The organism is Tepidibacillus decaturensis, assembly GCF_001561915.1.
Classification (GTDB): domain Bacteria; phylum Bacillota; class Bacilli; order Tepidibacillales; family Tepidibacillaceae; genus Tepidibacillus_B; species Tepidibacillus_B infernus.
In genome coordinates, this window is sequence record NZ_LSKU01000001.1 from 1,190,501 (window position 1) to 1,212,870 (window position 22,370).

Here is a 22,370-nt window from a genome sequence, read left to right on the forward strand (position 1 = left end):
ACGTGAAAAAGGAGCATAAACATCTCGTTTAAGCTCCTTCATTTTAAGAATTGACCAAATTTTACCTATTTAAGAGATTTTATATTTCTTTTTTACTTACTCTCCAAACAGCGGCTACATTACGAGCTGTTTGATAAACGTAATTAGATGCGCCTTCGAAAGCATCATGTAAAGAAATCACGCCAGGTACAACACTAAATAAAGCATCAATACCATGTTGATGGACAATATGACTGTCTGTGGATACACTACCTGCTATTCCAATCACAGGAATGTTTAGTTTTTTTGCAGTTTTGGCTACTCCAATGGGTGTCTTTCCATGGATGGTTTGATTATCAATCTTACCTTCTCCGGTGATCACCAAATCAGCCTTGTTCATATGCTTTTCCAATTGTGTTGCAGCAATAACGATATCGACTCCTCTTTTTAATTCAGCAGAAAGAAAAGCAAGTAAGCCAGCACCGAGACCTCCAGCAGCACCTGCCCCAGGAATATCAATGACATCTTTGCTGAGATCTTTTTTGATGATTTCAGCATAATGGGTTAAATTTCGATCAAGAAGGTTGACCATTTCAGGTGTTGCACCTTTTTGAGGTCCGTAAATTGCTGCAGCGCCAGTGGGACCAACAAGTGGATTATTTACATCACAAGCCACTTCAATCTTCACTTGTTGAAGTCTTGGATCTAATGCTGATAAATCAATTGAAACAAGCTGGTTTAAAGAACCGCCACCATAGCCAATTTGTTCGCCTTTATCATCTAGTAACTTAGCACCTAATGCTTGAGCCATTCCTGCTCCCCCATCATTGGTAGCACTTCCACCAATTCCAATAATGATATGTTCTACCTTATAATCTAAAGCAGCAAGAATTAACTCTCCTGTTCCCCATGTCGTAGTGATTAAAGGATTTCGATCCGCTTGAGGAACCAAATGCAAACCTGATGCGGCAGCCATTTCAATGACAGCAGTTTTTCCATTTCCCAAAACCCCAAAAAATGCTTCCACGGGATGTCCCAATGGGCCAATCACTTGTTTTTTTATAATTTGGCCATCTGTGGCATCTACTAAGGATTGTACTGTTCCTTCCCCACCATCTGCCATAGGAATCTTTATATAGGTTGCATCAGGATATATCTCTTGAAAACCTTTCTCAATCGCATTGGCAACTTCTAGTGCTGTTAAACTTTCCTTAAATGAATCTGGCGCGATAACAATTTTCATTTGAGACACTCCAATCTATTTTGTCTTTCTTAGAAGCATATTCTTATCCGAAAAATTTAAATACACCATAAATGAAAGTAGAAACAACAGCTAATGTTAAACCTACTAATGATTCATAAGGGATTAACTTTAATCTTTCTTTGATTTGCATATTTACACTACCGCCTGTAGCATGGAAGAAACTACCGTGTGGTAAATGGTCTAATACTGTTGCACCTGCATGAATCATAGCTGCACCTGCTATCGCAGCAACGCCTAATTCTAAAATAGTTGGACCAAATACACTACTTGCTACAGCTGTACCCGCGGTGGTCGAAGCTGTTGCTCCTGACATTAGTACACCAGAAATTGGTGCCAATAGATAAGCTGGTAAACCTGAAGAGCTTAATGCATTAATGACTACATCTTTTAATCCAGAGTTGGCAATGATACCTGCTAATGTACCTGTACCTAATAACATAATCGCAACTCCAGACATTTTTCCTAAACCAGATACTGCATATTGGTTGATTTGTTTGATTCTACCCATAAATAATGCACCGATCAATCCACCTAAAGGTAATGCAATCATTGGGTCAATACTAATATCAGCAATTGGACGTAATGCTAATAGGACAATAGTGACAACTGGCCCTACAATAGCCGTAAAGAAGATCGGTAGGTTTCCATCGCTGTGGTTTTGGATTTCTGCTAATTCAACCTGTGAACCTTTATGAGTAAGTTTTTTTGCAATAAAATAAGTGACAATCAGACCAAAAAATGCTGGTATAATTCCTGCTGCCATAACCGATGTTAATGGAATATTGAAGGCTTCCGAAGCAGCAATCGCATTTGGGTTAGGAGAAATGACGTTACCTGCTTTACCTCCACCAATCATCGCAATTAAAATGGCCATTTTAGAAAGGTTAGCCCTTTTTGCAATCGCTAACGCAATTGGTGAAACGGTAATAACCGCAACATCAATAAATACCCCTACAGCTGTTAAGATAAGGGTTGCAATCGCTAACGCAAACAATGCTCTTGTTTCCCCTAATTTTTTCACGATGGTTTCAGCTATCGTTGATGCTGCACCAGACTCTATGAGTACACCTGCTAAAACTCCAGCTGCTAAGATTCTTAATACTGCTGGAATGATACCTTTGGCACCATCCATCATTAATGTGACTGTTTGACCTAGATCTGCACCGCCAATAATACCACCTATTAATGCTCCAGCGATCATTCCGTAAGCAGGTGGAACTTTCCTAAGAATCAGGACAATGGCAATGACTAATGCTACTACAGCACCTAAAGCAGTTACTTGAACATCCATGTTTTGACTCCTCCTAAAGTATTTTTATGATGATTAGTTCAATTACCATTGTAAGCGGTTCCTTGCCAATTAACATCATTCATACAACAAAAAATAACCAAAAAAACAAGCCGTTTTTTTGGTTATTTGCATAAATAATGCTTTATTTTGAATTTAACAAATTTAATAACATTGAGATATATAAGTCTAACAGATCTTTTAGTTTTTTGGGATCTTTACCTGTCATTTCCTTTATTTTTTCGAGGCGATAATGTAGAGTATTTCGATGAATAAATAACTTCTCTGCTGTATGATTAACTTCACCGTTCTCTTCAATAAATACTTTTAATGTTTGTTGAAGTTCACCCTTTTTGTCATTTTGAACAATTCTTTGATAAACTTCAAATAGTGGATGTTTTAATGTTTTTGGTAGATCCACTAATAAGGTAGGAAAACCCATCTCTTGATAAGAATAAATATCGATATCAGGAAATAAATGTTTCCCAACTTCTAATGTTTTCATTGCCTCATGATAGGATAAAGATAGTCCCGCTATTTCAGGATAATACGATCCTATGCTCATGGTTGTCTTGACCTTTGATAATTGGAAGATACGTGATCCCCATGAACGCAATTGTTGCAGTGTTTGTCCTTCATTCCATTGATCATCATTTAATTTAATTTTTTTAAACAGGATAATATCAGTGGTATACCCCAGTGCCATTAAGTCATCATTATCTAGCAAATTTTGAAGGGTAGAGACTACTTTTTTCCTTCTACTCAATAATTCCTTTTCAGATAACTGATTAACCTTTATTTCAATAATGACTGCCACTCTAGGTATTTGAAATGAAATTCCAAGAATCTTTGCCCTTTCAAGAAACCATGGATCTGTTTCAAGATTGCCAACTACAATCTGATGAATGACTTCCTCTTTTAATCTTTGATCCCACTGAATTTGCTCTAAAAGAAAGGCCTGTTCTAGAATCATTTCTGCAGCCATTTTAACTAATTCTCCATAGCCTCGTATTTCCTCTGGGGGGCCAGTAATTCCAACTACACCAACAATTTCGTTTCTAAAAAAGATCGGAAGATTTACTCCTGGCTTTGCTCCTTTTAGATAGTTCGCCTTTACTTCATCGATTTCAACCACAGATTGACTTTTGATTACAGCAACTGCGCCATCGTGGATTTGATTGATTCTTTCTTTTTCCCCAGAACCAATAATAACTCCTTTTTCATTCATCACATTGATATTTCGGTGAATGATATTCATGGTTCGTTCAACAATTTGTTCAGCTAGTTCATGATTAAGAAAAATCATTTCATTCCTCCCACAACCATTTAAAAGAGAAAAGGGCTAGACTTGGTAGATATCTTTTACTTTCTCGGTTAAATATTCAATTAAATATTTCGCATTTAAACTCTCATGGGTTACATCTTTTAACAGTTCGTTTGGTGTTTTTGCTTTACCAAAACGGTGAATCTTATCGTCTAACCAATTTTTGATTGGGATTAAATCCCCTTTTTGCAATAATTCATTAAAATTTGGTAACTCTAATTTAAGTTGATGATAAAATTGTGCAGCATAGATATTACCTAATGCATAGGTTGGAAAATAACCAATCATCCCTCCAGACCAATGCACATCTTGTAATACTCCCTCCGCATCGGTATTAGGAACAATCCCTAAATATTCCTGCATTTTTTCTTTCCAAATCGTGGGCAGTTCTTCTACTTTTATCGTGCCATTGATCAGTCCTTTTTCAATTTCATAGCGGATCATAATGTGAAAATTATATGTAAGTTCATCTGCCTCAGTTCGAATCAATGAAGGTTTCATTTCATTAACCGCTCTATAAAAATCTTCTTTTGGGATATTTCCTAATTGTTCAGGAAAATAAGAAACCAAATATTCATAATAGGCATCCCAGAAAAGAGAGTTTCGGCCAATCATATTTTCCCAAAAACGAGATTGAGATTCATGAATCCCCATTGAACTTCCTTCTGCTAAAGGTGTTTTTTCCAAATCTTTTGAGATATTTTGCTCATACTGCGCATGTCCACCCTCGTGCATTGTTCCAAATAATGCGGTGGTTAGATCATTTTTCTCAAATTTGGTTGTTACCCTTGCATCTCCACGATTTAATGTGATCTGGAAGGGATGAACGGTTTCATCAAGCCGCCCTGCTTCAAAATCGTAACCCATTTTCCTTAAAATAAATTGGCACAGTTCTTTTTGTTGATGAGGATCATATTCTTTTTTCAAAAAGCTTGTATCGACAGGGGCGGCTTTGGCTACCTTTTGAATCAACGGAACCAATGCATCTTTTAAATCTTTAAAAATTGGATCAAGTTGTTCAACTGTCATTCCAGGTTCATATTGGTCTAATAAGGCATTGTATTTATTTCCTTCATAACCCCAAAGCTCAATAAATTCTTGATTAAATTTTACTATTTTCTCTAGATATGGTTTAAATAAAGAGAAATCATTCTTTTTCTTTGCTTCCTCCCAAACAGACTCTGCATTAGAGACGAGGACAACATATTCTTGGTATTTGTCTTTTGGAATTTTTTTATCTCGGTATAATTCTTTCTTTAACAAATGAACAGATTTTTGCGTGATTTGATCAAGTTCTTCCTCATGTTTTGACAATTGGTTTAATAACTGTTCCATTACTGAAGACGTTTTCATTTGGAAAACTTCTGAAGATAACATACCTATGACTTCAGAACGTCCTTCTACTCCATTTTTAGGTGCCCCTGTTCTTAAATCCCAATACATCACATTGATTGCTTCATTGTACGACTTTATCTTTTTTACAAGTTCGTAAAATCTTTTTACCTGTTCTTCAATCTTGCTTGACACATATTTCACCTCTATCTTTATTTTCTTCTATTTTCCATGATTTAACTGTGAAATTCAAGTGTAATTGCACACTTCATTGATATATTCCTGACGATATTCTTCATCGCAATAAACACGACAGTTCCGTCTTCAAGTGTTATCATTGGCTTGATATTTAATAGCCCATCAACCGTTGCTTGAGCTGCGGAAATTCTTCCGCTCTAATTGGGTAGTGAAATCACTTTTCCCAAGTAAAGAAACCTCCGCTAGTTCGTCATTTTGCTTTTACTTCTTTCTAATAACGAAAAAGAGTCGGAAAAACCGACTCTTTTAAAGGAACCTATTTGAATCAATTTTAATGTTTACAAAACATTGATGATCAGCTCGATTGCCTTAACTAAGTCATGATGATGCCAACTTGGTAAAGAACGATTTTTGAGCGCTAAATCATGAGAAGCAGGCACATGAACAAATCCGGAACGTGTAGAAAGACCTTCTTTTGCTATTTTGTGTAACATACTATACATGACATGATTGCATAAATAGGTACCAGCACTATTTGATATTTCCGCAGGATATCCTTCTGCAACCAACATATCTACTATTCTTCTGATTGGTAAAGTAGAAAAATAGGCAGCAGGACCTTCTTGCTCTATAGGTTGGTCTTGCATGATAACTCCTTTATTATCTGCAGCCCCATCATTACAATTAATAGCGATACGTTCAGGTGTAATTCGGTTTCTTCCCGCAGCAAGTCCTAATGAAATGACAACATCTGGTCTTTCTTCATCAAAAACCCTAAATAAAACCTTTGCCGCTTCTGCAAAATCTACAGGAAGAACCTGTCCAATTACTAAATATTGGTTAATTTCCTTCCCTTTTAATTCTTTAACAATTTCTTCTGTTGGATTGATTGGATTATCCAAAAACGGTTCAAATCCAGTTAGCAGTAATTTCTTCATTTTCTACTTTTCCTTTATTCAGCTATTTTTTTTGCCCAACGGACATTTGGATAGCGGTTATAAGGATACACAATTCCCTCAAACTTTTTCGATGTGAGATAATTATTGGAATAGAAGTAGATTGGCATGAATGGAAGTTCTTGCATCAATACTTCTTCTGCTTGATGTAAATATTCCATCCGTTTGGTCTGGTCTTGTTCTACTTTTCCTTTATGCAATAAATCATCATATTTCTCACTTATCCATAATGTTCTATTATTAGGACTATCACCTAGAAAATAATCCAGAATGACAGATGGATCTAAGAAAATTCCAACCCAACCCATGCGAGCCATTTGAAAGTCAGATGAATTTGTTCTTTCCAAATAGGCTTTCCATTCCTGATTTTCTAAAGTAATTTCAATCCCTAAGTTTTTCTTAAGCATATCCTGAATTGCTTCTGCAATCTTCTTGTGATTTTCAGAGGTGTTATAAATTAAAGTCACCTCAGGAAACTTTGTCCAACCTTCTTCTTGCATTGCTTCTTGGATTAATTGTTTTGCTTTTTCTAAGTCTTTCTTTAAATAAGCTTCTTTTTGTGCACGAAAATCTTCTCCTGAAGGTGTTTTAACACCATAAGGAACAAAGGCGTATGCTGGTGTTTCACCAGATAATGTAATATGATTAGTAATGGCTTCCCGGTCTATTGCTAAGTTAAAAGCCTCTCGTACTTTTGGATTATTAAATGGTTCCTTTTTGACATTAAACATAAACATATAGGTTCCAAATAAAGGTGTGATTTTAAATTCCTCATTTGATTTTTCAGTTTGAATCGCATCAGCGGGGATACTTTGAATCAAGTCAATTTGTCCACCTTTATACATTTGATAATAGGTGGTGGCTTGATTGATCATCACCCATGTTACTTTTTCCATTGTGATTTCATTTTTGTTATAGTACTGATCATTCTTTTCGATCACTACTTCTGAGTCATGGATCCAACTAGTTAACTTGTAAGCACCATTGCTCACCAAAGTTTCCGCTTCTGCTGCCCAATCTTTATTCTCTTCAACAAGAGATTTTTTCACAGGGAAGTAAACCCAAAATGTTAACATTTTATCAAAAAAACCAACTGGCTCTTCTAATTCCACGACTAATGTATGGTCATCTATCGCTTTTACTCCAACTTGATCTACAGTTGCCTCTCCACTATTATACGCTTCTGCCCCTTTAATGTAATATAAATAAAAAGCAAAATCACTTGCAGTCTCTGGGTTTAGAACACGTTTCCAAGCATATTCAAAATCATATGCTGTTAGTGGATCTCCATCTGACCATTTTGCATCATCACGAATGGTGATGGTATAAGTTTTCCCATCATCAGAAACTTGAATATCTTTGGCTGCTCCTTTGACTATATCTCCATTTTTGTCTGTGGTATATAGCCCCTCAAAAAGATGTTCAATTACCCAACCTGAAGTAGTATCGGTTGCTAATGCTGGATCTAAAGTCGGCGGTTCACTCATTGCATTTAACGTAATCTCTTGTTTAATGTTGTTTGTGGTACTTCCTGTTTCTGAAGATGTTTGCTTGGCAGTATTTCCACATGCAGTTAAAACTGGAACAACAAATAAAACGATAACTAAGAATGAAAATAATAACCTTTTCAATTGATTTTCCTCCTCTTTTTTATACATTTATTTAGTTTAAGCATTGGCATGTCCTAAAACCCCATTTGTTGCTGACATACCAATGATCACTAATCCCCACATCATTTTGTATGCTGTTACATAATCATCACAAGTAAAGCGAATGGTTTTAGGGTTTACTAATTCAACTGAAGGAATCGTTGTTGTCATTAGTGCTTGATTGCTCCCCTTAAACTCAATTTCAAATATAACTGGACCTTGGACAACATATGGTTTGATTTGGCTTGCATTTTTTACAGCATTTTTAGCTTTTTTCCTTATCAACTCGTGAGCATTATCCGGTGATAATAATTCCGCAGCAAAACGGTCAATTCCACGCTTAACAATAGCTGTTTCAACATTGGGTAATGTGTCTTTTACTTCTGAGGTTACTATGTCATCCCCTGTAACAAGTAGAACTGGAACTTTATAAAATCCTGCAACACCAGCATTTAATTCACTTTCTCCTACTACCTTACCATTGATTCGCATTTCATTTACAGCTACCCCTGCCAAGGTATGACTAATCACAGAACGTTCGGAACCACCTTCCCGCCCATGATAGCCAACAAAGAATACACCATCAAAACTATCATCAATACCTTCCATTTGGCACATGACGCGATTATTTCCAGAAATTAAGCGAGCCCTTGGGTCAAGATCCTCAATCAGAATATTTGACATATTTCCATGACCATCCGCTACTACTACTTCTGTTGCTCCCCCTTGAAAGGCACCTTCTATTGCTGCATTTACATCCTGTGTCATTAGTTTGCGAAAACGATGATACTCATCATTTTTTTTCAATTGCATGTTTGTCGCTACACCTGAAATCCCTTCCATGTCCACTGAAATATAGATTTTCATGATCCTACTCCCTTTCTAAAATTCAATTTTTGTATTTTCATCTAAAGTTATTTTTTATCATTGGATGAGCAATCAAACTGAAGTCCATCACTTTATTCCTACCCCTGCACCAAGTTTTAAACTATATCATCTCTTTCCGCTTCTTCTTTGATAGTAGCCTCAATATCAATATACAATTGTTGTTAAGAATAATAAAAATGGCTTAAAAAAACATACCTTATAAATACTCGAATGAATTTTTATATACCTCGAGTTGAACCATTACATTCACATGCATAATTCCTGCAATTCTATTAACCTTTTTTAGCGTCTCTGTTAATTCCTCATAGGTATGTACATTAACTTGAGTAAGCAACTGAAATTCCCCAGAAACAAAAGAAATGTATCGGATTTCTCGAAAAGACCGAAGTTCATCAATTACATGATCAAGCGTATTTGGCTGCACGCTTATTTGAATAATTGCTCCCGTTTTGACCCCAAGAGAAATTGGATTTACTATTCCTACAACCTCAAGAATTTGGTTCTCAACAAGGTTCTTATATCTTACACGTATTGTTTTTTCTGATACATTTAATTGATTTGCAATCTCTGTAAAAGCCATTCTTCCATCCTTCGATAGAAGCTTAATCATTTCTTTATCCAGTTCATCTAAAGTATATGTTTGCACCATTCCATTTCCTCTCCTCAAACTATATTTTAAATTTTAGTAATGATATTAGGACTAATACATATAAAAAGTGGCTTATTTAATCAATAATTTGAAATTTTACTACTGAATTTCGTAAAATATTTGATTGTTATTTTAATTTATAAAACTCTTAAAGACAATAGTTTTTTGAAAAATTATAAAAAATAAATCCAACAAAAAATGACACTAATTTCACGCAAACATTTGTGTGACTGCCCAGATCGCTCTTCAAGCTAATGCAAGGGATCATGGTGAAATTTGATTCTCCAACGTTAATGTAAATTTTATATAAATTTAATGATGCAACCGATTCTTTTCGTTTAATTACATGATATGATAGGAAAAAAGGGACGTGGAGGAACTTTATGGATAGAAAAAAAGCAATCTTTGGCTGGGCCATGTATGATTGGGCAGATTCTGCATTTGCAACAACAATTATGGCCGCCGTTTTACCGATTTATTACACAGATATAGCAGGGATCACACTAGAGAAGACGACAGCTACCGCTTATTGGGGATATACTCAATCGATTGCGATGTTGATTGTTGCAATTCTTGCCCCAATCTTAGGAGCTATATCTGATTATACATGTTCCAAAAAACAGTTTTTACGATTTTTTGTCTATATGGGTGCGATTGCAACAAGTTTACTCTTTTTTACAGATAAAGGAGATTATCTCTTGGTTTCCTTTCTTTATATATTAGGAATGATCGGATTTTCCGGAGGAAACGTTTTTTACGATGCCTTTCTTCCTGAGATTGTTCCTTTAGAGGAAATGGATAATGTTTCATCTAGAGGTTATGCATTTGGATATATTGGTGGAGGTTTCTTATTATTAGTTAATCTAACAATGATCCAAAAACCGGAATTATTTCATATTCCTGATGCTACGACAGCAACTCAACTCTCATTCTTAACTGTCGGTACTTGGTGGCTTATTTTTTCATTGCCCTTATTTAAATTTGTAAATGAAAAGAAGACAGATCAACAAAACTCTACAAAGAAATCCTACCTAATTATTGGATTAAGTCGTGTGATAACGACTTTTAAAGAAATCAACCATTATAAGGAATTAGTAAAATTCCTCATTGCTTTTTGGTTATATAATGATGGGATTAGTACCATTATCAAAATGGCAACCATTTATGGTAGAGAAATTGGGATTGGGACTTCAGATTTAATTGCTGCCTTATTGATCACTCAGTTTGTAGGTATTCCCTTCTCTCTTTTATTTGGAAAATTAGCTGGGAAAATCGGTTCTAAGCAGTCTTTATACTTATCATTATGGATTTATGTTATCATCGTCATTTTTGGTTATTTTATGACTTCGACTGTCCACTTTTATATCTTGGCTTCTGCTGTTGGTTTGGTTCAGGGAGGAAGTCAAGCCATCAGTCGTTCGATCTATGGCAGTTTGGTTCCAGTTCATCGAACTGCTGAATTCTTTGGCTTTTATGGAATCTCAAGCAAATTTGCTTCTATATTCGGGCCTTTCCTTTTTGCTATTGTAGGTCAACTAACAGGCTCTAGTCGTTTTGGTATCGTTTCTCTCGTTTTATTCTTTGCCGTTGGAATATGGCTTTTAACCAAAGTAGACCTAAAAAAAGGCCAACAACAAGCAAAAGTAGTAAACTTGCTGTAGCCTTTCAGAGTTTTGTAGAAAATAGTATTTTTTATTATGAAATTGTACTTTGTACCGTGCTCCTTTGCTCATTCCTTCTTATGATTTAATAAATAAGGTAAGAAAGGTAATCACAAAAGTCACCTTTTGTAAAAAGAACAATTTTTTATAAGATGAGCTCAAAAAATTGATTTTCCAGCTTGGCATCACAAGGTTTTCCTGTCTCATAGGACACATTTCCAATCAGTGACTGCATTTGTTCAATTGGTTTGATACCACGAAGATAATCTTCTATACATTGATAGATTGGAATTGCTTCCTGTTTAGCTCGATCAAAAAGATCCAGAAAGCTTTCTTTACTTCCTTCAATTCCATTTGTAGGGTGAAACCACTCAGTATGTTGAAGATTGAGAAAGTCTTTATTCGGGATCTTTTTGCTGTAAGAAAATGGCGAAACCATCTCCCCTAGCAGTATATGTTTAATCCCTGTTGGGTCAAATAAAAACTTTAAAGCTTTTATCATATCCTGATAGGATTGATTAATCACCAATTGTAAATCAGGTCTTTTTTCAGCATGAACTTTCTTAATTAAATAGATTAGCATTTGCTGGATCTGAGATGGTAGATTTTTGCCTACATCAATTTCTTTAAAAACGGGTGTCTTCCAAGTGTCAACTCCTTTAAAACGTTTCATCATTAAGGTATCTATCATAATCTCTAACTTTTGATGTTTATTTCCCTCTTCTCCTGAACGATAAACAATATAGGGATGAGTATTTCGGTCTAAAAGATGGTGGCTAACAAAACCAAAAACATATGCTTTTAATAACGGGTCTGGGTGTTGCTTTAAATATTGAACCATCTCTACCAGAAATGAACCACAGTGTTTCTTATGAAGTAAACTACCAATCTTCGTTACTGACTTATCCTTTCTCCATGGCCAAAAATGATGGTAGAAAAAAGGATCAGGCCCTTGGCAACCTAGGTAGTAAATCTCTTTATGTTCTAAAAAGTCGTACCCAATTTCTTTATCCAAGTGCTCCCCAAATAGGTTATGGGTCCATACATTGGGCATAGCGTTTTCTTCCCTTCATTTTCAGTCCTCGATCATAATTGGAAAAGATTAATCCTGATATGACAAAGAAGGATATCATAATGATGATCAGTACATCCATCGTAGTATGATCATAAAGCCAACCACCAATTAAAAAGCCTAGCATCCTTCCACCAGCCCCGGCACTACTAATAACCCCTTGATAAAATCCAGCTTTTCCCTCCGGTGCTAAATTGGCTGCTGCAGAGGGAACGGCTGGCCAAACTAGCATTTCTGCTAATGTCATTATGACCATAGCCAATACAAATCCGAAATAACTTTTATTCTGATATAACAATAAAAAGGAAAAAACAAAAATGATCATTCCAATCAGCAATTGTTTTTTAATGGTTCGTAAAAGAAACTTAGTAATGTAATTAACCAATGGTTGTCCAAGAACAATCAAAGCCCCATTGATTGTCCATAGTAATGTGTATTTAGATAATGGGATACCTATGCTTGAAATATACGCTGATAGACTTGTTTGCCATTGTACATAAGGAATCCATGATAAGATAAATGCTAACGAGATCACCATCAGGGCAATAAAATGACTAAGTTGGTTCTTGATCATACTTTCGTTCCCGATTAGATCACGATGTCCGATTGTATTGTCAGAAACCTCTTGCCATTGATCCTTGTTAAAACCAAATAACACCAGAAGGAGAAAAAGAATAAAGGTTAAAGCATTGACGATAAAGATAAGGGTAAAAGAAATCTGTGCAACCAACCCTCCAAGAGTAGATCCTAATGCCACTCCAAAGTTTTGAGCCACATAAATCATATTAAAGGCTCTTCTTCCTCCTTCAGGCCACACAGAACCAGCCATTGCATACATAGAAGGAAAAACTAGTCCATTACTAAAGCCTAAAATCAGCATCAGTATGACATAAATCGTCCACTGATTAAAGACTGACAATGCTAAAACAGTAATGACAGATAGTAAGATTCCAGTAATAATCGTTTTCTTACCGCCCCATTTATCAAATAACCAGCCACCAATCAAATTTCCTAATATACCAGTTGCTTGTTGTAGCATTAAAACGATACCAGCAATAGACATCGATTGGTGTAAGACTTTTGTTATATAAATGGTATTTAAAGGCCATAGAAAAGAGTTACCCGTCACATTGATAGTCATTCCGATTGCCAAAATCCAAATAGAGATTGGGTAGTTAAAAATCTTTTTCATTGATGTCACCTTTTCTAACGATTGCAGTTTCTATTTAACTATTCCATTTTAACGGCTCCCAATTTATTTTGAAAGCACATTTTAAACTTTTTATTTATTTAGTGAGCCGTCCTAGTAACATATAATATATCGTAAAACCTTGATGAGATGTGAGAATATGGACATTATTAAACATTCGATTGGCGCCTCGTCGTTTTTTTAACAGGATCTGCAACCTTCGATTACTACCTTTATAAACATTTACATGGAGAATTTCCATCTGTTTACCAAAAGAAACTATATGATACCACTTGAAGAATAATGATTTAGTGATATCTGTTTGATTTCCTTAATAAGTGCTCCTATTTTTCTTGTAACATGTGGGTGGCAAGTGAAAAAAATAACTTGATGCTGCTTTGCCAGAATCTCTAATGCCTGGATAGATAGTTCTAATCTTCTAGGATCAAAATTTACGAAAATGTCATCTAAAATAATTGGAAGAAAATATTGATTAGAAAATTCTTCAACAAGTGCAAAACGCAACCCTAAGAATAGCTGTTCGATCGTACCCCGGCTTAAAAACTGAGGCATAAATCTTTGTCCATCTTTTCTAATAACTTCAACAGAATGACTATTGATGGGAACATAGACTTGTTGGTATTCTCCATTCGTTAATAACGATAAGTAATGTGAAGCCCTTTTCATCACCTGTGGCTGTTTTTCTTTTTCATAGCGACTCATCGCTTTTTCCATGATCTGTTTTGCTAGCGTGATCGTCATCCATTCTTTTACCTTTTGATGAAGCTGAGATTGCATTTCTACATAACTTTGGTTTAGTTCTGTAAGGGTTTGATCTTCTTCAAGCTCTTTAATTTGGTTTTGTAATTCTCCTTTTTCTTCTAACAATTGTTTATTTAAGGTTGATCTTTTTTCTATCTCGTCTTTAAACTGAACAAGTTTTGCCATGATCTCCTCTTTATTTTCAGTTTCAAGAGTTTTTAACAATCGCTGGTATTCCTCTTCAGTCTTACAACTTAATTTTAATAAAGTAGTGAGTTGTCTACTTTCATTCAAAAGGATTTGATAATGTTCAAAATTCTTTGCTTTATGATAAAATTCTTCTTTATCTTTAACCTCTGCATAATTAATTAGTTCTTCAATTTGATCATGAATCGATTTTATTTTATTTTCCAACATCTCCAACTGTTCTTTCCACCCATCGAACTTTTCTAATAAAATCTGATGGTTTTGCTTTGCCTGCAGATGATCATTTAAGCGTTCATTTAATTGAAAAATCCCTTCTTCAATAGATTTGCCGTTTAACCCAACAATTTCTAATAATTCTTTACTTTTTTTTCATATTCAACAATTTCTTTTTTAACAAAATCTATTTTTTTATTAAACTTTCTTCTTTCTTGATCCATTCTTTTACTCTCTGTATTGTTGCGATGACATCAAAGACGACCAATGGAGACAATACCTCATCAAAATGGTGTTGAAAAAACCAGTCCTTCCAGTTTTTCTGTAAGGTAGTTAAGTCCTTTTCTAAATGCTGACGAACTTTTTGTAAAGTAGAAAGTTCTACCCGAATTCCTCTTCTTTCTTTATTTATTTCTTCAAGATGAGCCTTTTTCTCATCTAATTGTCCTTTTTGTGAAATTGCTTTTGCCCTTAACTCTTCTATTTTGTTTATTGTGAACTCATCGAGAACCTCAAAACCATAGTTTTCAATAAGTGGAATTGACTTTTTCAAGATCGTAGTGATTTGATTTTGAAGGTCTTCAAGTTGCTCATCTAGCTGGGTCATTGAGACATTCAATTTTCTTCCCTGATTAACGTGTAGTTTTTGTTGATAATGTAAAGTTAACAGAATGACATTAAAGAATAATAATAGACTTGCTGGTAGCCATTCTTTAAAATAGAAAAGTACAATACTACCTAACAAGAAAATTCCTACCATAATAAGGAGAATTCCATTGCTTTGAAAAGAATTTGAATGATCTTGTTGATGCTGGTATACATTCCTTTGTTGTTCTAATTGTGTTTTTTGCCATTCCTTTTCCTTAAGGTCATTCCAATTCGTTCTTATGACCGGATATATTTCTTCGAGCTTATCAGCTTTTTGCTCAGAAAAGACATGTTCTTTTAAAGAATATATAGAATCTTCAAGATGAATCTTCCTTAGCTCCTTATCTTCGATTCTTTGTTTTACGCTTTCTAGTTCTCTTTGTTTGCTTTGTATTTGTAGTGAGTATTCTTGTAAAAATTGTTTATCTTGAATAGAAAATTCAATCAATTGTACTTTTTCTTTTGAAAAGGTTGGCCCCAATTGTTTTAACATATCATTTATTTGTTCGTGTAAGCTTTCCTTTTCTTGCGATAAACTCTGGTATTCCCTTTGATTTTCTTGATATTTATTTAATTGATTCTTAAAATGTTGAATTTTATCCTTATTTTCTTCAAGAAAAGGATTTTCATAGAAAATTTCAAGTTCCTTTTCTACTTCTACTTTCCTATTTAATACATTCTCTTTTTCTACTTCTAGATCTAAACATTTTTCTTCTAATGTCTTTAATCTGCTCATTCCGTCTTCTGGGAATAGAAAAGGATTAGGATACTCCTTAAGTTGTTCTTGCAAAAGATTCAGTCGAATGTAAGTATCATAGGATTGGACAACTTTCTCTAACCATAGCGTATTCTTTTTTATTCTTTCCATCTGTAATTCGTTCTCATCTATTTCTTCTTCTAGACTTTTTATTTTCAAGATCAATGTTTGATATTGGTCATATTTTTGCTTTAATTTTTCTTTAGATAGATAAATACGATCCATCTCTGCCAAGATCATATTTATTTCAGGTTTTTTACCGCCCATTTTAAATAGTTGTTGCTGTTTCTGTTCAAGCGTCTGCTTCATTTTCAAAATTTGGCTTGCTGATCCTGTACCTGTATGATAGATAAAACTATTTATTTCTTCATCTTGAAGCGAATCGATTTGTTGCAACTCTGTTAAACCAAAAGAAAAGATTTGCTTATATACTTTTTCGCTAACTTTTCCAATGAGTTGTGGCAAAACCTCTTCCCCTGCTACTTCTCCATTAGGAAGATAAACTTTTACATCTCCAGATACCTTTTGCGACTGAATTCGTTCAATTCGATAAGATTGGTTATTTACATCAACGATTTCAATGGTCCCTCCAAATTTGCCCCATGTATTGGTTCGTACCGAAGATGAGCATTTTTTCTTCCTTCAAAACCAAAAAGAATAGAACGAATAAACGCCATCATCGTACTTTTTCCAGACTCATTCATCCCTTCTATCACATTGATTCCATTGTGAAGTTCAATGGTTAGATCATTCAGTTTTCCAAACCCATAGATATATAATTTTTTAATGATCAAGAATTTCTCTCCTCCCTAGTGAAAAAGTGAATCGCTAAATGTTTAGCTTTTTCAAAAATGTTATCTATGTCTTCATTAGAAAAAGAGGTAAAATGATTTTTTAAGCTACGGTTTTTAAATAGTTCATGACCCAATTCTTTTTCTATTACAGTTACATCCATTTGTTCTTTAGCAAGTGTTAATTGTTCTAGATAATCGACCAAAAAGGAACCTTTTTCTAAATAGTCTTCAATCTGAAAATAAGGCGTGGTTTTTAATTGAATGGATTCTATCCATGTCCATTGACTTTGAACGATATAGTTTTGGTTTAATATTTCAACCATTTCATCCTTTTTTCCATCTTCATGTAACTCGAAATGTAAGTCCGACTCGCCAATCAAAGAAATTCGGAGAATCATTGGAACTTGAGAGGTTTGCATCATCCCATCTATCTTTTCCTGAATATGATCCATAAGACAATTCATGTTCTCTATTGAGGTAATATCGATCACTACTTCGTCCCATTTAATCTGTGAGGTTTCGATCCATTTCATCGTTTGAACTTTTTGACGATCAACTTCAACCAGTACACACCCTTTAGTACCTGTTTCTTTCATATGGCGGCCTTGTGGATTCCCAGGGTAAACGATCACAGGCGTGGAATTAGAAACCACATGCTTTTTATGGATATGACCTAAAGCCCAATAATCCATGTCAGAATAAAGTAGTTCTTGCGTTGTAGTAGGCGCATATGTATCATGCTCAGGGTTTCCATCTAGATTGGTGTGTAGTAAACCGATATGGAATATTCCTTCAGCAGACTCTTTTTTCTTATACTCGGGAACGATATTTTCTCTGAATGACTTTGTTGGAAAACTACGTCCATATATTCGAACTAATTCTTTTTGCTCTTTAATAAAGGAATAGACTTCCACTTTGTCAGAAGGAAAAAAATGAACGCTCTTTGGCCAATCAAATGAAGACTTTATCTGATCTGCTGGGTCGTGGTTACCATGTATAATATAACTTTGTATTCCATGCTCATCTAACTTTTTAAGTCCTTGGTAAAAATGAAGCAGTGCTTTTAAACTATGTTCCTCCACATCAAAAACATCTCCAGAAATAAGCAAAAAATCTACTTGATACTTAATACAATAATCGATAATTTGATCAAAAGCCCTGAAAGTAGATTGTTGAATTTGTTGATGTAAATGCTTAGGTATATGGACTAATCCCTTAAATGGTGTATCTAAATGAAGATCTGCAGTGTGGATAAAACGAAATGTAGACATTTATACCCTCCATGAAAAATTTAACTTCTCTTTTTCTAGTTTACATCGAATTCACGTTCGTATACAAGTATTAAAATAGCCCACAATAATGATGTATAAAAAAATACCCCGTCTAATGACGGAGTATTGCTGGAATACGATCCTTTTCAAATTTAAAAGCAACGACAAAAAAGGCAAAAGCTCCTAATAAACGAATGACTGATGATATATTCATAGCCCAAAACATGCCGGTCAATGATAATAGCCAAACACCAATTTGGGGTGAAATAAAACCGATAAAACCAATAACAATGGTGTATAAAGTAATATAAGAAGAACGATTCTTCCCTGGCGAAACACCCAATAATTGATTAAATAACAAAAAGTTCGTCCCTGCTAGAAATGCACCAGTAAATAAATTCGTCATCGTTAAGTAGACTAAATTGGTAGAAAGTACAGTTAAAAAAGGAGCAGATGCCATCCCTGCTGAAGCAATAAAGAGCATCACTGAATTACCGAATCGTTCAGACATTCTTCCCCACCAAGTATAGGTGAGAATCTGTGATAATTGATTTGTAACAGTAAATAAACTTAACCAGACTGCAGTAGCTCCTGCTGTTTTAATCTGATAGATACTAAATAAAGGCCAAGCCATTTGCCAGCCGAAATTAAAAAGCATTGAACTTAAAAGAAAAAAAAGAAATGGTTTCTCTGAGATACTTTCTTTCATCGCTGTCAATAAATGGTTGGATTTAGTTGAATCGATAAGACTATATTCCTTTCGTTCAACATGTTTGAATAGATAGTATGCTTCCAATAAACCAAATAAAAAAGAAACAAAAAAGAGAATTTGAAATGGATATGGATTCGTTGTATTAAAATGATTTAAAATCCAACCTACTAATGCGGTAGATACCATTCCTACAATAGTTAAGATCCGATTACGGTTACTAAAGAAAAGTCCTCTCTCTTTCTCTGGGATTAGATCCCCGATTAAAGATTGCCAGGAAAGGTTTGTTAAACTTCCAGGTACATTCATTAAACCAATTAAGATCACTAAGACCCATGCTTGGTATAATGGAAGAAATGGAATGAGGGCAAAAAGTAAGAGGAAAAACCTCGTCGATAAAATCCCTATTCCGCATACTTTTCGTTTCATTTCTTGTCGGCTAAACCAATAGCCTCCAATCACCGTTGTGATTAAGCTAACGATAGCTGGGAGTGAATTAATTAAACCAACTTGTTGATTATTGGCATGAAGAATATTAATTGCATATAACGAAATGAAACCAGTATAAGTATTGGCGATCGTTGAATAAGCTCCATTTAAAATACTATAATGTTTGTTTTTTTGGACGATCTCGTACGGATAATGCATTTAGTTCCCTAACCTTTCAGAGTAATAGCAACAGTATAATACGAAACCGCTTTAAAAACGAATTGAAAATTTGTTTAAAAATAATTAAAAATCATGTAAAAAAACACAATTATCCTCGATTTTCTTTTCTTCTATTTATTTATCATTATCGGAATTTTCGTTTCACGAAGTTTTATCCACAACGAGTTGGTTTTTTAACCATTTCCCCATCTCTTCTAACGCAATTCTTCGATAAGAGAGAAATACTCGTTTTTCAATTGGCATCTCTCCTAAAACCTTGTTATATCCATTGGGTATAAAAATAGGATCAAAAGGGAATTTAAGGTCGATTGGCAAATCGTTTGGAATCAAGTTGGTAATTTTACCATGTAGTTCTCCATGAAATACCTTTATTTCATTTTTCCATTTCATTGCAATGACCCCGTGAAAATAAGCTGACCTATTCTCCTCTTTTAACAGTTTTTCAATTCCTTTATACCCAACTAAGTTAAAAATTCTTTTCGTTAAAATACCAGGGAAGTTAGGATATGCTTCAAAAAAAATACCTGAATCATCTACAAATACAGGTTCCTCTCTATCTTCAATTTGAGATAATTTATACCTTGCAATAGATTCCATCGTTCCTTCGGTTGGTTCTTTAAATGGAAACGATTCACCCTCTACCTCAAAGCCAAAGGGTGCCAAAGCCATTTTTGCTTCAATTAACTTTTCAGAATTTGTAGTGGCAAAAATAAGTTTCATCTATAATACACCTTTCTCTACATTAAATGGTGTTAATCAAATTCTCTATTCGTTCATACTTTATTCTGTAACCTCTCCCTGTGTTCTAAACCAGATGTTTAATTCATTGATTACGCTAGCCTTATCCACAATTTCTTCATGAACTTTACAATATTCTTCGAAGCTCATCTCAAACATAAGTTCTTGTTTCTCCATAATTTCCTTTTCTACCAGTTTAATTCGATCTGGGATCTTAGCGCGCTCCTGTTCCCAGCGATCAATAATATAACTTTGTTCTAATGTAGAATATTCTTCCCAATCTTTATCAAATTGAGGAATATTAATTCCCAATCTAAAATCATATACGAATTTAACTACTTGTTTCAACTTAAAAAGACCCCTCTCATTGTAATTACTAGTTGATACATCTATTTTAATAAAAAAAGAAAAAATAGAATGGCTAACCATACTTAGAAGGTTAAAATATTCACAAATTAGACAAATTTTTTATGACAAATTTTCAAACTCTTCATTTTAGATATTTTAATTTAATACTAATTCTAGTATACTTTCATTGTGGAATCATTCACAAACTAAAAATAAAGTTAAATATTTAGGGGGAGGCATTTAATATGGCAAATCAAGTTATGCGTTCTACTGTTACTCTTAAAGATGGGCTTAAGGTTGAAGCAGAGTCTCGCGGATTTAAAGTCATAGTTGACGAGCCACAACAAATGGGCGGTAGCAATTTAGGCATGACTCCTGTTGAATTATTACTTTCTGCATTAGGAAGTTGCCTAACGATTACAATTACCATGTTTTCTAAAGCTTTTCACATCGATATCAAAGATCTTAAGGTTGATGTTGAAGGTGACTTTGATCCCATGGGTGCTATGGGAAATGATCCAAACGCACGTAGTGGCTTTACTGAAATTCGTGTTAATATTCATATCTCTTCAGATGCTCCAGAAAGCCGTATTCATCGTTTAATCGAGATGGCTGAACAAAAATGTCCTGTAAGTGATACTTTAAGACATGGTGTTGGTATTAACGCTAAATTTGAATTGAATACTGAGATTGTTTCTGCTTAACTGTTCGTCTCTAATTTTGCTAATTTCAATTGATCAAATATGAACTTACAAAAAAGAAAGCCCATCAATGATGGACTTTCTTTTTCTTTGTTTATGAAGATGTTCCTAATCTTCCTTTTTTTATATCCTTATTTCTCGTCAGATATTGAATAACTAAGAGAATAGCCAACGTTCCTAAGCCTACAGTATCAGTCCAGATACCTGGAACAATCAATAACAATCCTGCAGGTATTGCTAAAATTCGTTCTAACCAATTCAAATGTCTTAACCAATAACCCATTAACCCAGCACTTATTCCAAGCATTCCAATACTAGCAGTTGTAATAATTAAAAGAGTTTTCCAGAAGTTCGTATCAATTAAAAGCAATTCAGGAGATAGTACAAAGATATAGGGAATGATAAAGGCTGCAATTGCCAACCTTGTAGCTTCTGCCCCAGTACGAATTGGTTTTCCACCTGCTATGCCAGATGCGGCAAAGGCGGCTAAAGCAACTGGTGGAGTGATGTCTGCAACAATACCAAAATAGAAGGTAAACATGTGAGCAGCTAAAGCTGGCTTCCCTAATGTGATAATAGCTGGCGCTGCAATCGTTGATGTAATGATATAATTTGCAGTTGTTGGAGACCCCATGCCCAGAATAATTGAGGAGATCATTGTCAAGATTAAGGTTGGAATAAGGATTCCACCTGCAAGGTCGATTAAACCATTTGCAAATTTAAGTCCTAATCCAGTTAAGGTCACAGTACCAACGATCATACCCGCAGCCGCAGTCGCAGCCACAACACCTAAAGCAGACTTCGCACCGTCTTCTAATGCAAGAAAAAGATCTTTTATTCTCATATTATTATGACCTAACAGCATACCGATAAGGCCAACAATAATAACGGAAACAATTCCACTAATCGCGGAAAAAATGGGTGACCTTCCCATCATTAAAAATCCTATGATCACAAATAGAGGTATTAACAAATAAAGTTTCTTTAAGATTTCCTTTTTATCTGGTAATTCTTCCTTTGTTAGTCCACGTAGACCAGTACGTTTTGCTTCAAAATGTACCATGATCCAAATCCCAGCAAAATATAAAATAGCAGGGATTGCAG

Annotated in this window: 21 protein-coding genes; 2 read left to right on the forward strand and 19 right to left on the reverse strand. The window is 34.7% G+C overall.

Features of this window, described 5'->3' with window-relative positions; translation table 11 throughout:
- Window positions 1–79: 79 nt before the first annotated feature.
- From U473_RS05725 to U473_RS05760, 9 genes are all read right to left on the reverse strand, one after another.
- Window positions 80–1,222 (reverse strand): glycerate kinase, encoded by a 1,143-nt coding sequence (locus tag U473_RS05725; RefSeq protein WP_068724256.1) that lies wholly within the window; start codon window positions 1,220–1,222, stop codon window positions 80–82.
- 43 nt (window positions 1,223–1,265) lie between these two features.
- The gene (locus U473_RS05730; protein WP_068724258.1) at window positions 1,266–2,534 is read right to left on the reverse strand and encodes a GntP family permease; all 1,269 of its coding nucleotides are present in this window, start codon (window positions 2,532–2,534) and stop codon (window positions 1,266–1,268) included.
- A 142-nt stretch (window positions 2,535–2,676) separates the two neighbouring features.
- Window positions 2,677–3,837 (reverse strand): sugar diacid recognition domain-containing protein, encoded by a 1,161-nt coding sequence (locus U473_RS05735; RefSeq protein WP_068724260.1) that lies wholly within the window; start codon window positions 3,835–3,837, stop codon window positions 2,677–2,679.
- A gap of 36 nt (window positions 3,838–3,873) precedes the next feature.
- Window positions 3,874–5,382: a carboxypeptidase M32 gene (locus tag U473_RS05740; protein ID WP_068724262.1), complete on the reverse strand. Its 1,509-nt coding sequence runs from the start codon at window positions 5,380–5,382 to the stop codon at window positions 3,874–3,876.
- Window positions 5,383–5,423: 41 nt separating this feature from the next.
- Window positions 5,424–5,573: a hypothetical protein gene (locus U473_RS15660; RefSeq protein WP_153012074.1), complete on the reverse strand. Its 150-nt coding sequence runs from the start codon at window positions 5,571–5,573 to the stop codon at window positions 5,424–5,426.
- A gap of 150 nt (window positions 5,574–5,723) precedes the next feature.
- Window positions 5,724–6,323 carry a pyroglutamyl-peptidase I gene (gene pcp / locus U473_RS05745; protein ID WP_068724265.1) on the reverse strand — a complete coding sequence of 200 codons (600 nt, stop codon included), beginning with the start codon at window positions 6,321–6,323 and terminating at the stop codon, window positions 5,724–5,726.
- A 14-nt stretch (window positions 6,324–6,337) separates the two neighbouring features.
- Window positions 6,338–7,972: a peptide ABC transporter substrate-binding protein gene (locus U473_RS05750; RefSeq protein ID WP_068724267.1), complete on the reverse strand. Its 1,635-nt coding sequence runs from the start codon at window positions 7,970–7,972 to the stop codon at window positions 6,338–6,340.
- Between the two features lie 36 nt (window positions 7,973–8,008).
- Entirely contained in the window at window positions 8,009–8,857 is an 849-nt protein-coding gene (locus tag U473_RS05755) for a M55 family metallopeptidase (RefSeq protein ID WP_068724269.1), read from the reverse strand.
- A 217-nt stretch (window positions 8,858–9,074) separates the two neighbouring features.
- The gene (locus U473_RS05760) at window positions 9,075–9,527 is read right to left on the reverse strand and encodes an Lrp/AsnC family transcriptional regulator (RefSeq protein WP_068724271.1); all 453 of its coding nucleotides are present in this window, start codon (window positions 9,525–9,527) and stop codon (window positions 9,075–9,077) included.
- Between the two features lie 383 nt (window positions 9,528–9,910).
- Here U473_RS05760 and U473_RS05765 point away from each other — a divergent pair, with 383 nt between their 5' ends.
- The gene (locus tag U473_RS05765; protein WP_068724273.1) at window positions 9,911–11,188 is read left to right on the forward strand and encodes an MFS transporter; all 1,278 of its coding nucleotides are present in this window, start codon (window positions 9,911–9,913) and stop codon (window positions 11,186–11,188) included.
- A gap of 145 nt (window positions 11,189–11,333) precedes the next feature.
- Here the strand turns inward: U473_RS05765 and U473_RS05770 are convergent, their stop codons facing one another.
- The 9 genes from U473_RS05770 to U473_RS05810 form a co-directional block, all read right to left on the reverse strand.
- Window positions 11,334–12,242 carry a zinc dependent phospholipase C family protein gene (locus U473_RS05770; RefSeq protein WP_068724275.1) on the reverse strand — a complete coding sequence of 303 codons (909 nt, stop codon included), beginning with the start codon at window positions 12,240–12,242 and terminating at the stop codon, window positions 11,334–11,336.
- Window positions 12,220–13,452, reverse strand: coding sequence for an MDR family MFS transporter (locus U473_RS05775; RefSeq protein WP_068724278.1), 1,233 nt, complete (start codon window positions 13,450–13,452; stop codon window positions 12,220–12,222). The genes U473_RS05770 and U473_RS05775 overlap by 23 nt, the downstream gene beginning before the upstream one ends.
- Window positions 13,453–13,728: 276 nt before the next feature.
- Window positions 13,729–14,634 (reverse strand): ATP-binding protein, encoded by a 906-nt coding sequence (locus U473_RS05780; protein WP_068724280.1) that lies wholly within the window; start codon window positions 14,632–14,634, stop codon window positions 13,729–13,731.
- A 184-nt stretch (window positions 14,635–14,818) separates the two neighbouring features.
- Window positions 14,819–16,501 (reverse strand): AAA family ATPase, encoded by a 1,683-nt coding sequence (locus tag U473_RS05785; RefSeq protein ID WP_068724282.1) that lies wholly within the window; start codon window positions 16,499–16,501, stop codon window positions 14,819–14,821.
- A gap of 98 nt (window positions 16,502–16,599) precedes the next feature.
- Window positions 16,600–16,830 (reverse strand): ATP-binding protein, encoded by a 231-nt coding sequence (locus U473_RS05790; RefSeq protein WP_068724284.1) that lies wholly within the window; start codon window positions 16,828–16,830, stop codon window positions 16,600–16,602.
- Window positions 16,827–18,101 carry a metallophosphoesterase family protein gene (locus U473_RS05795; protein ID WP_068724286.1) on the reverse strand — a complete coding sequence of 425 codons (1,275 nt, stop codon included), beginning with the start codon at window positions 18,099–18,101 and terminating at the stop codon, window positions 16,827–16,829. The genes U473_RS05790 and U473_RS05795 overlap by 4 nt, the downstream gene beginning before the upstream one ends.
- 112 nt (window positions 18,102–18,213) lie before the next feature.
- On the reverse strand, window positions 18,214–19,458 hold the full coding sequence (locus tag U473_RS05800; RefSeq protein WP_068724289.1) for an MFS transporter: 1,245 nt from the start codon (window positions 19,456–19,458) through the stop codon (window positions 18,214–18,216).
- Window positions 19,459–19,620: 162 nt separating this feature from the next.
- Window positions 19,621–20,199: a non-canonical purine NTP pyrophosphatase gene (locus U473_RS05805; protein WP_068724291.1), complete on the reverse strand. Its 579-nt coding sequence runs from the start codon at window positions 20,197–20,199 to the stop codon at window positions 19,621–19,623.
- Window positions 20,200–20,259: 60 nt separating this feature from the next.
- A complete protein-coding gene (locus tag U473_RS05810; RefSeq protein ID WP_068724293.1) occupies window positions 20,260–20,565 on the reverse strand; it encodes a hypothetical protein in 306 nt (101 codons plus the stop codon).
- Window positions 20,566–20,810: 245 nt separating this feature from the next.
- Here U473_RS05810 and U473_RS05815 point away from each other — a divergent pair, with 245 nt between their 5' ends.
- Window positions 20,811–21,269: an OsmC family protein gene (locus U473_RS05815; protein WP_068724295.1), complete on the forward strand. Its 459-nt coding sequence runs from the start codon at window positions 20,811–20,813 to the stop codon at window positions 21,267–21,269.
- Window positions 21,270–21,360: 91 nt separating this feature from the next.
- On the opposite strand, the gene U473_RS05820 is transcribed toward U473_RS05815, so the two are convergent.
- Window positions 21,361–22,370 (reverse strand): TRAP transporter permease (locus U473_RS05820; RefSeq protein ID WP_153012075.1); only part of this gene is annotated, 1,010 nt, incomplete at its 5' end.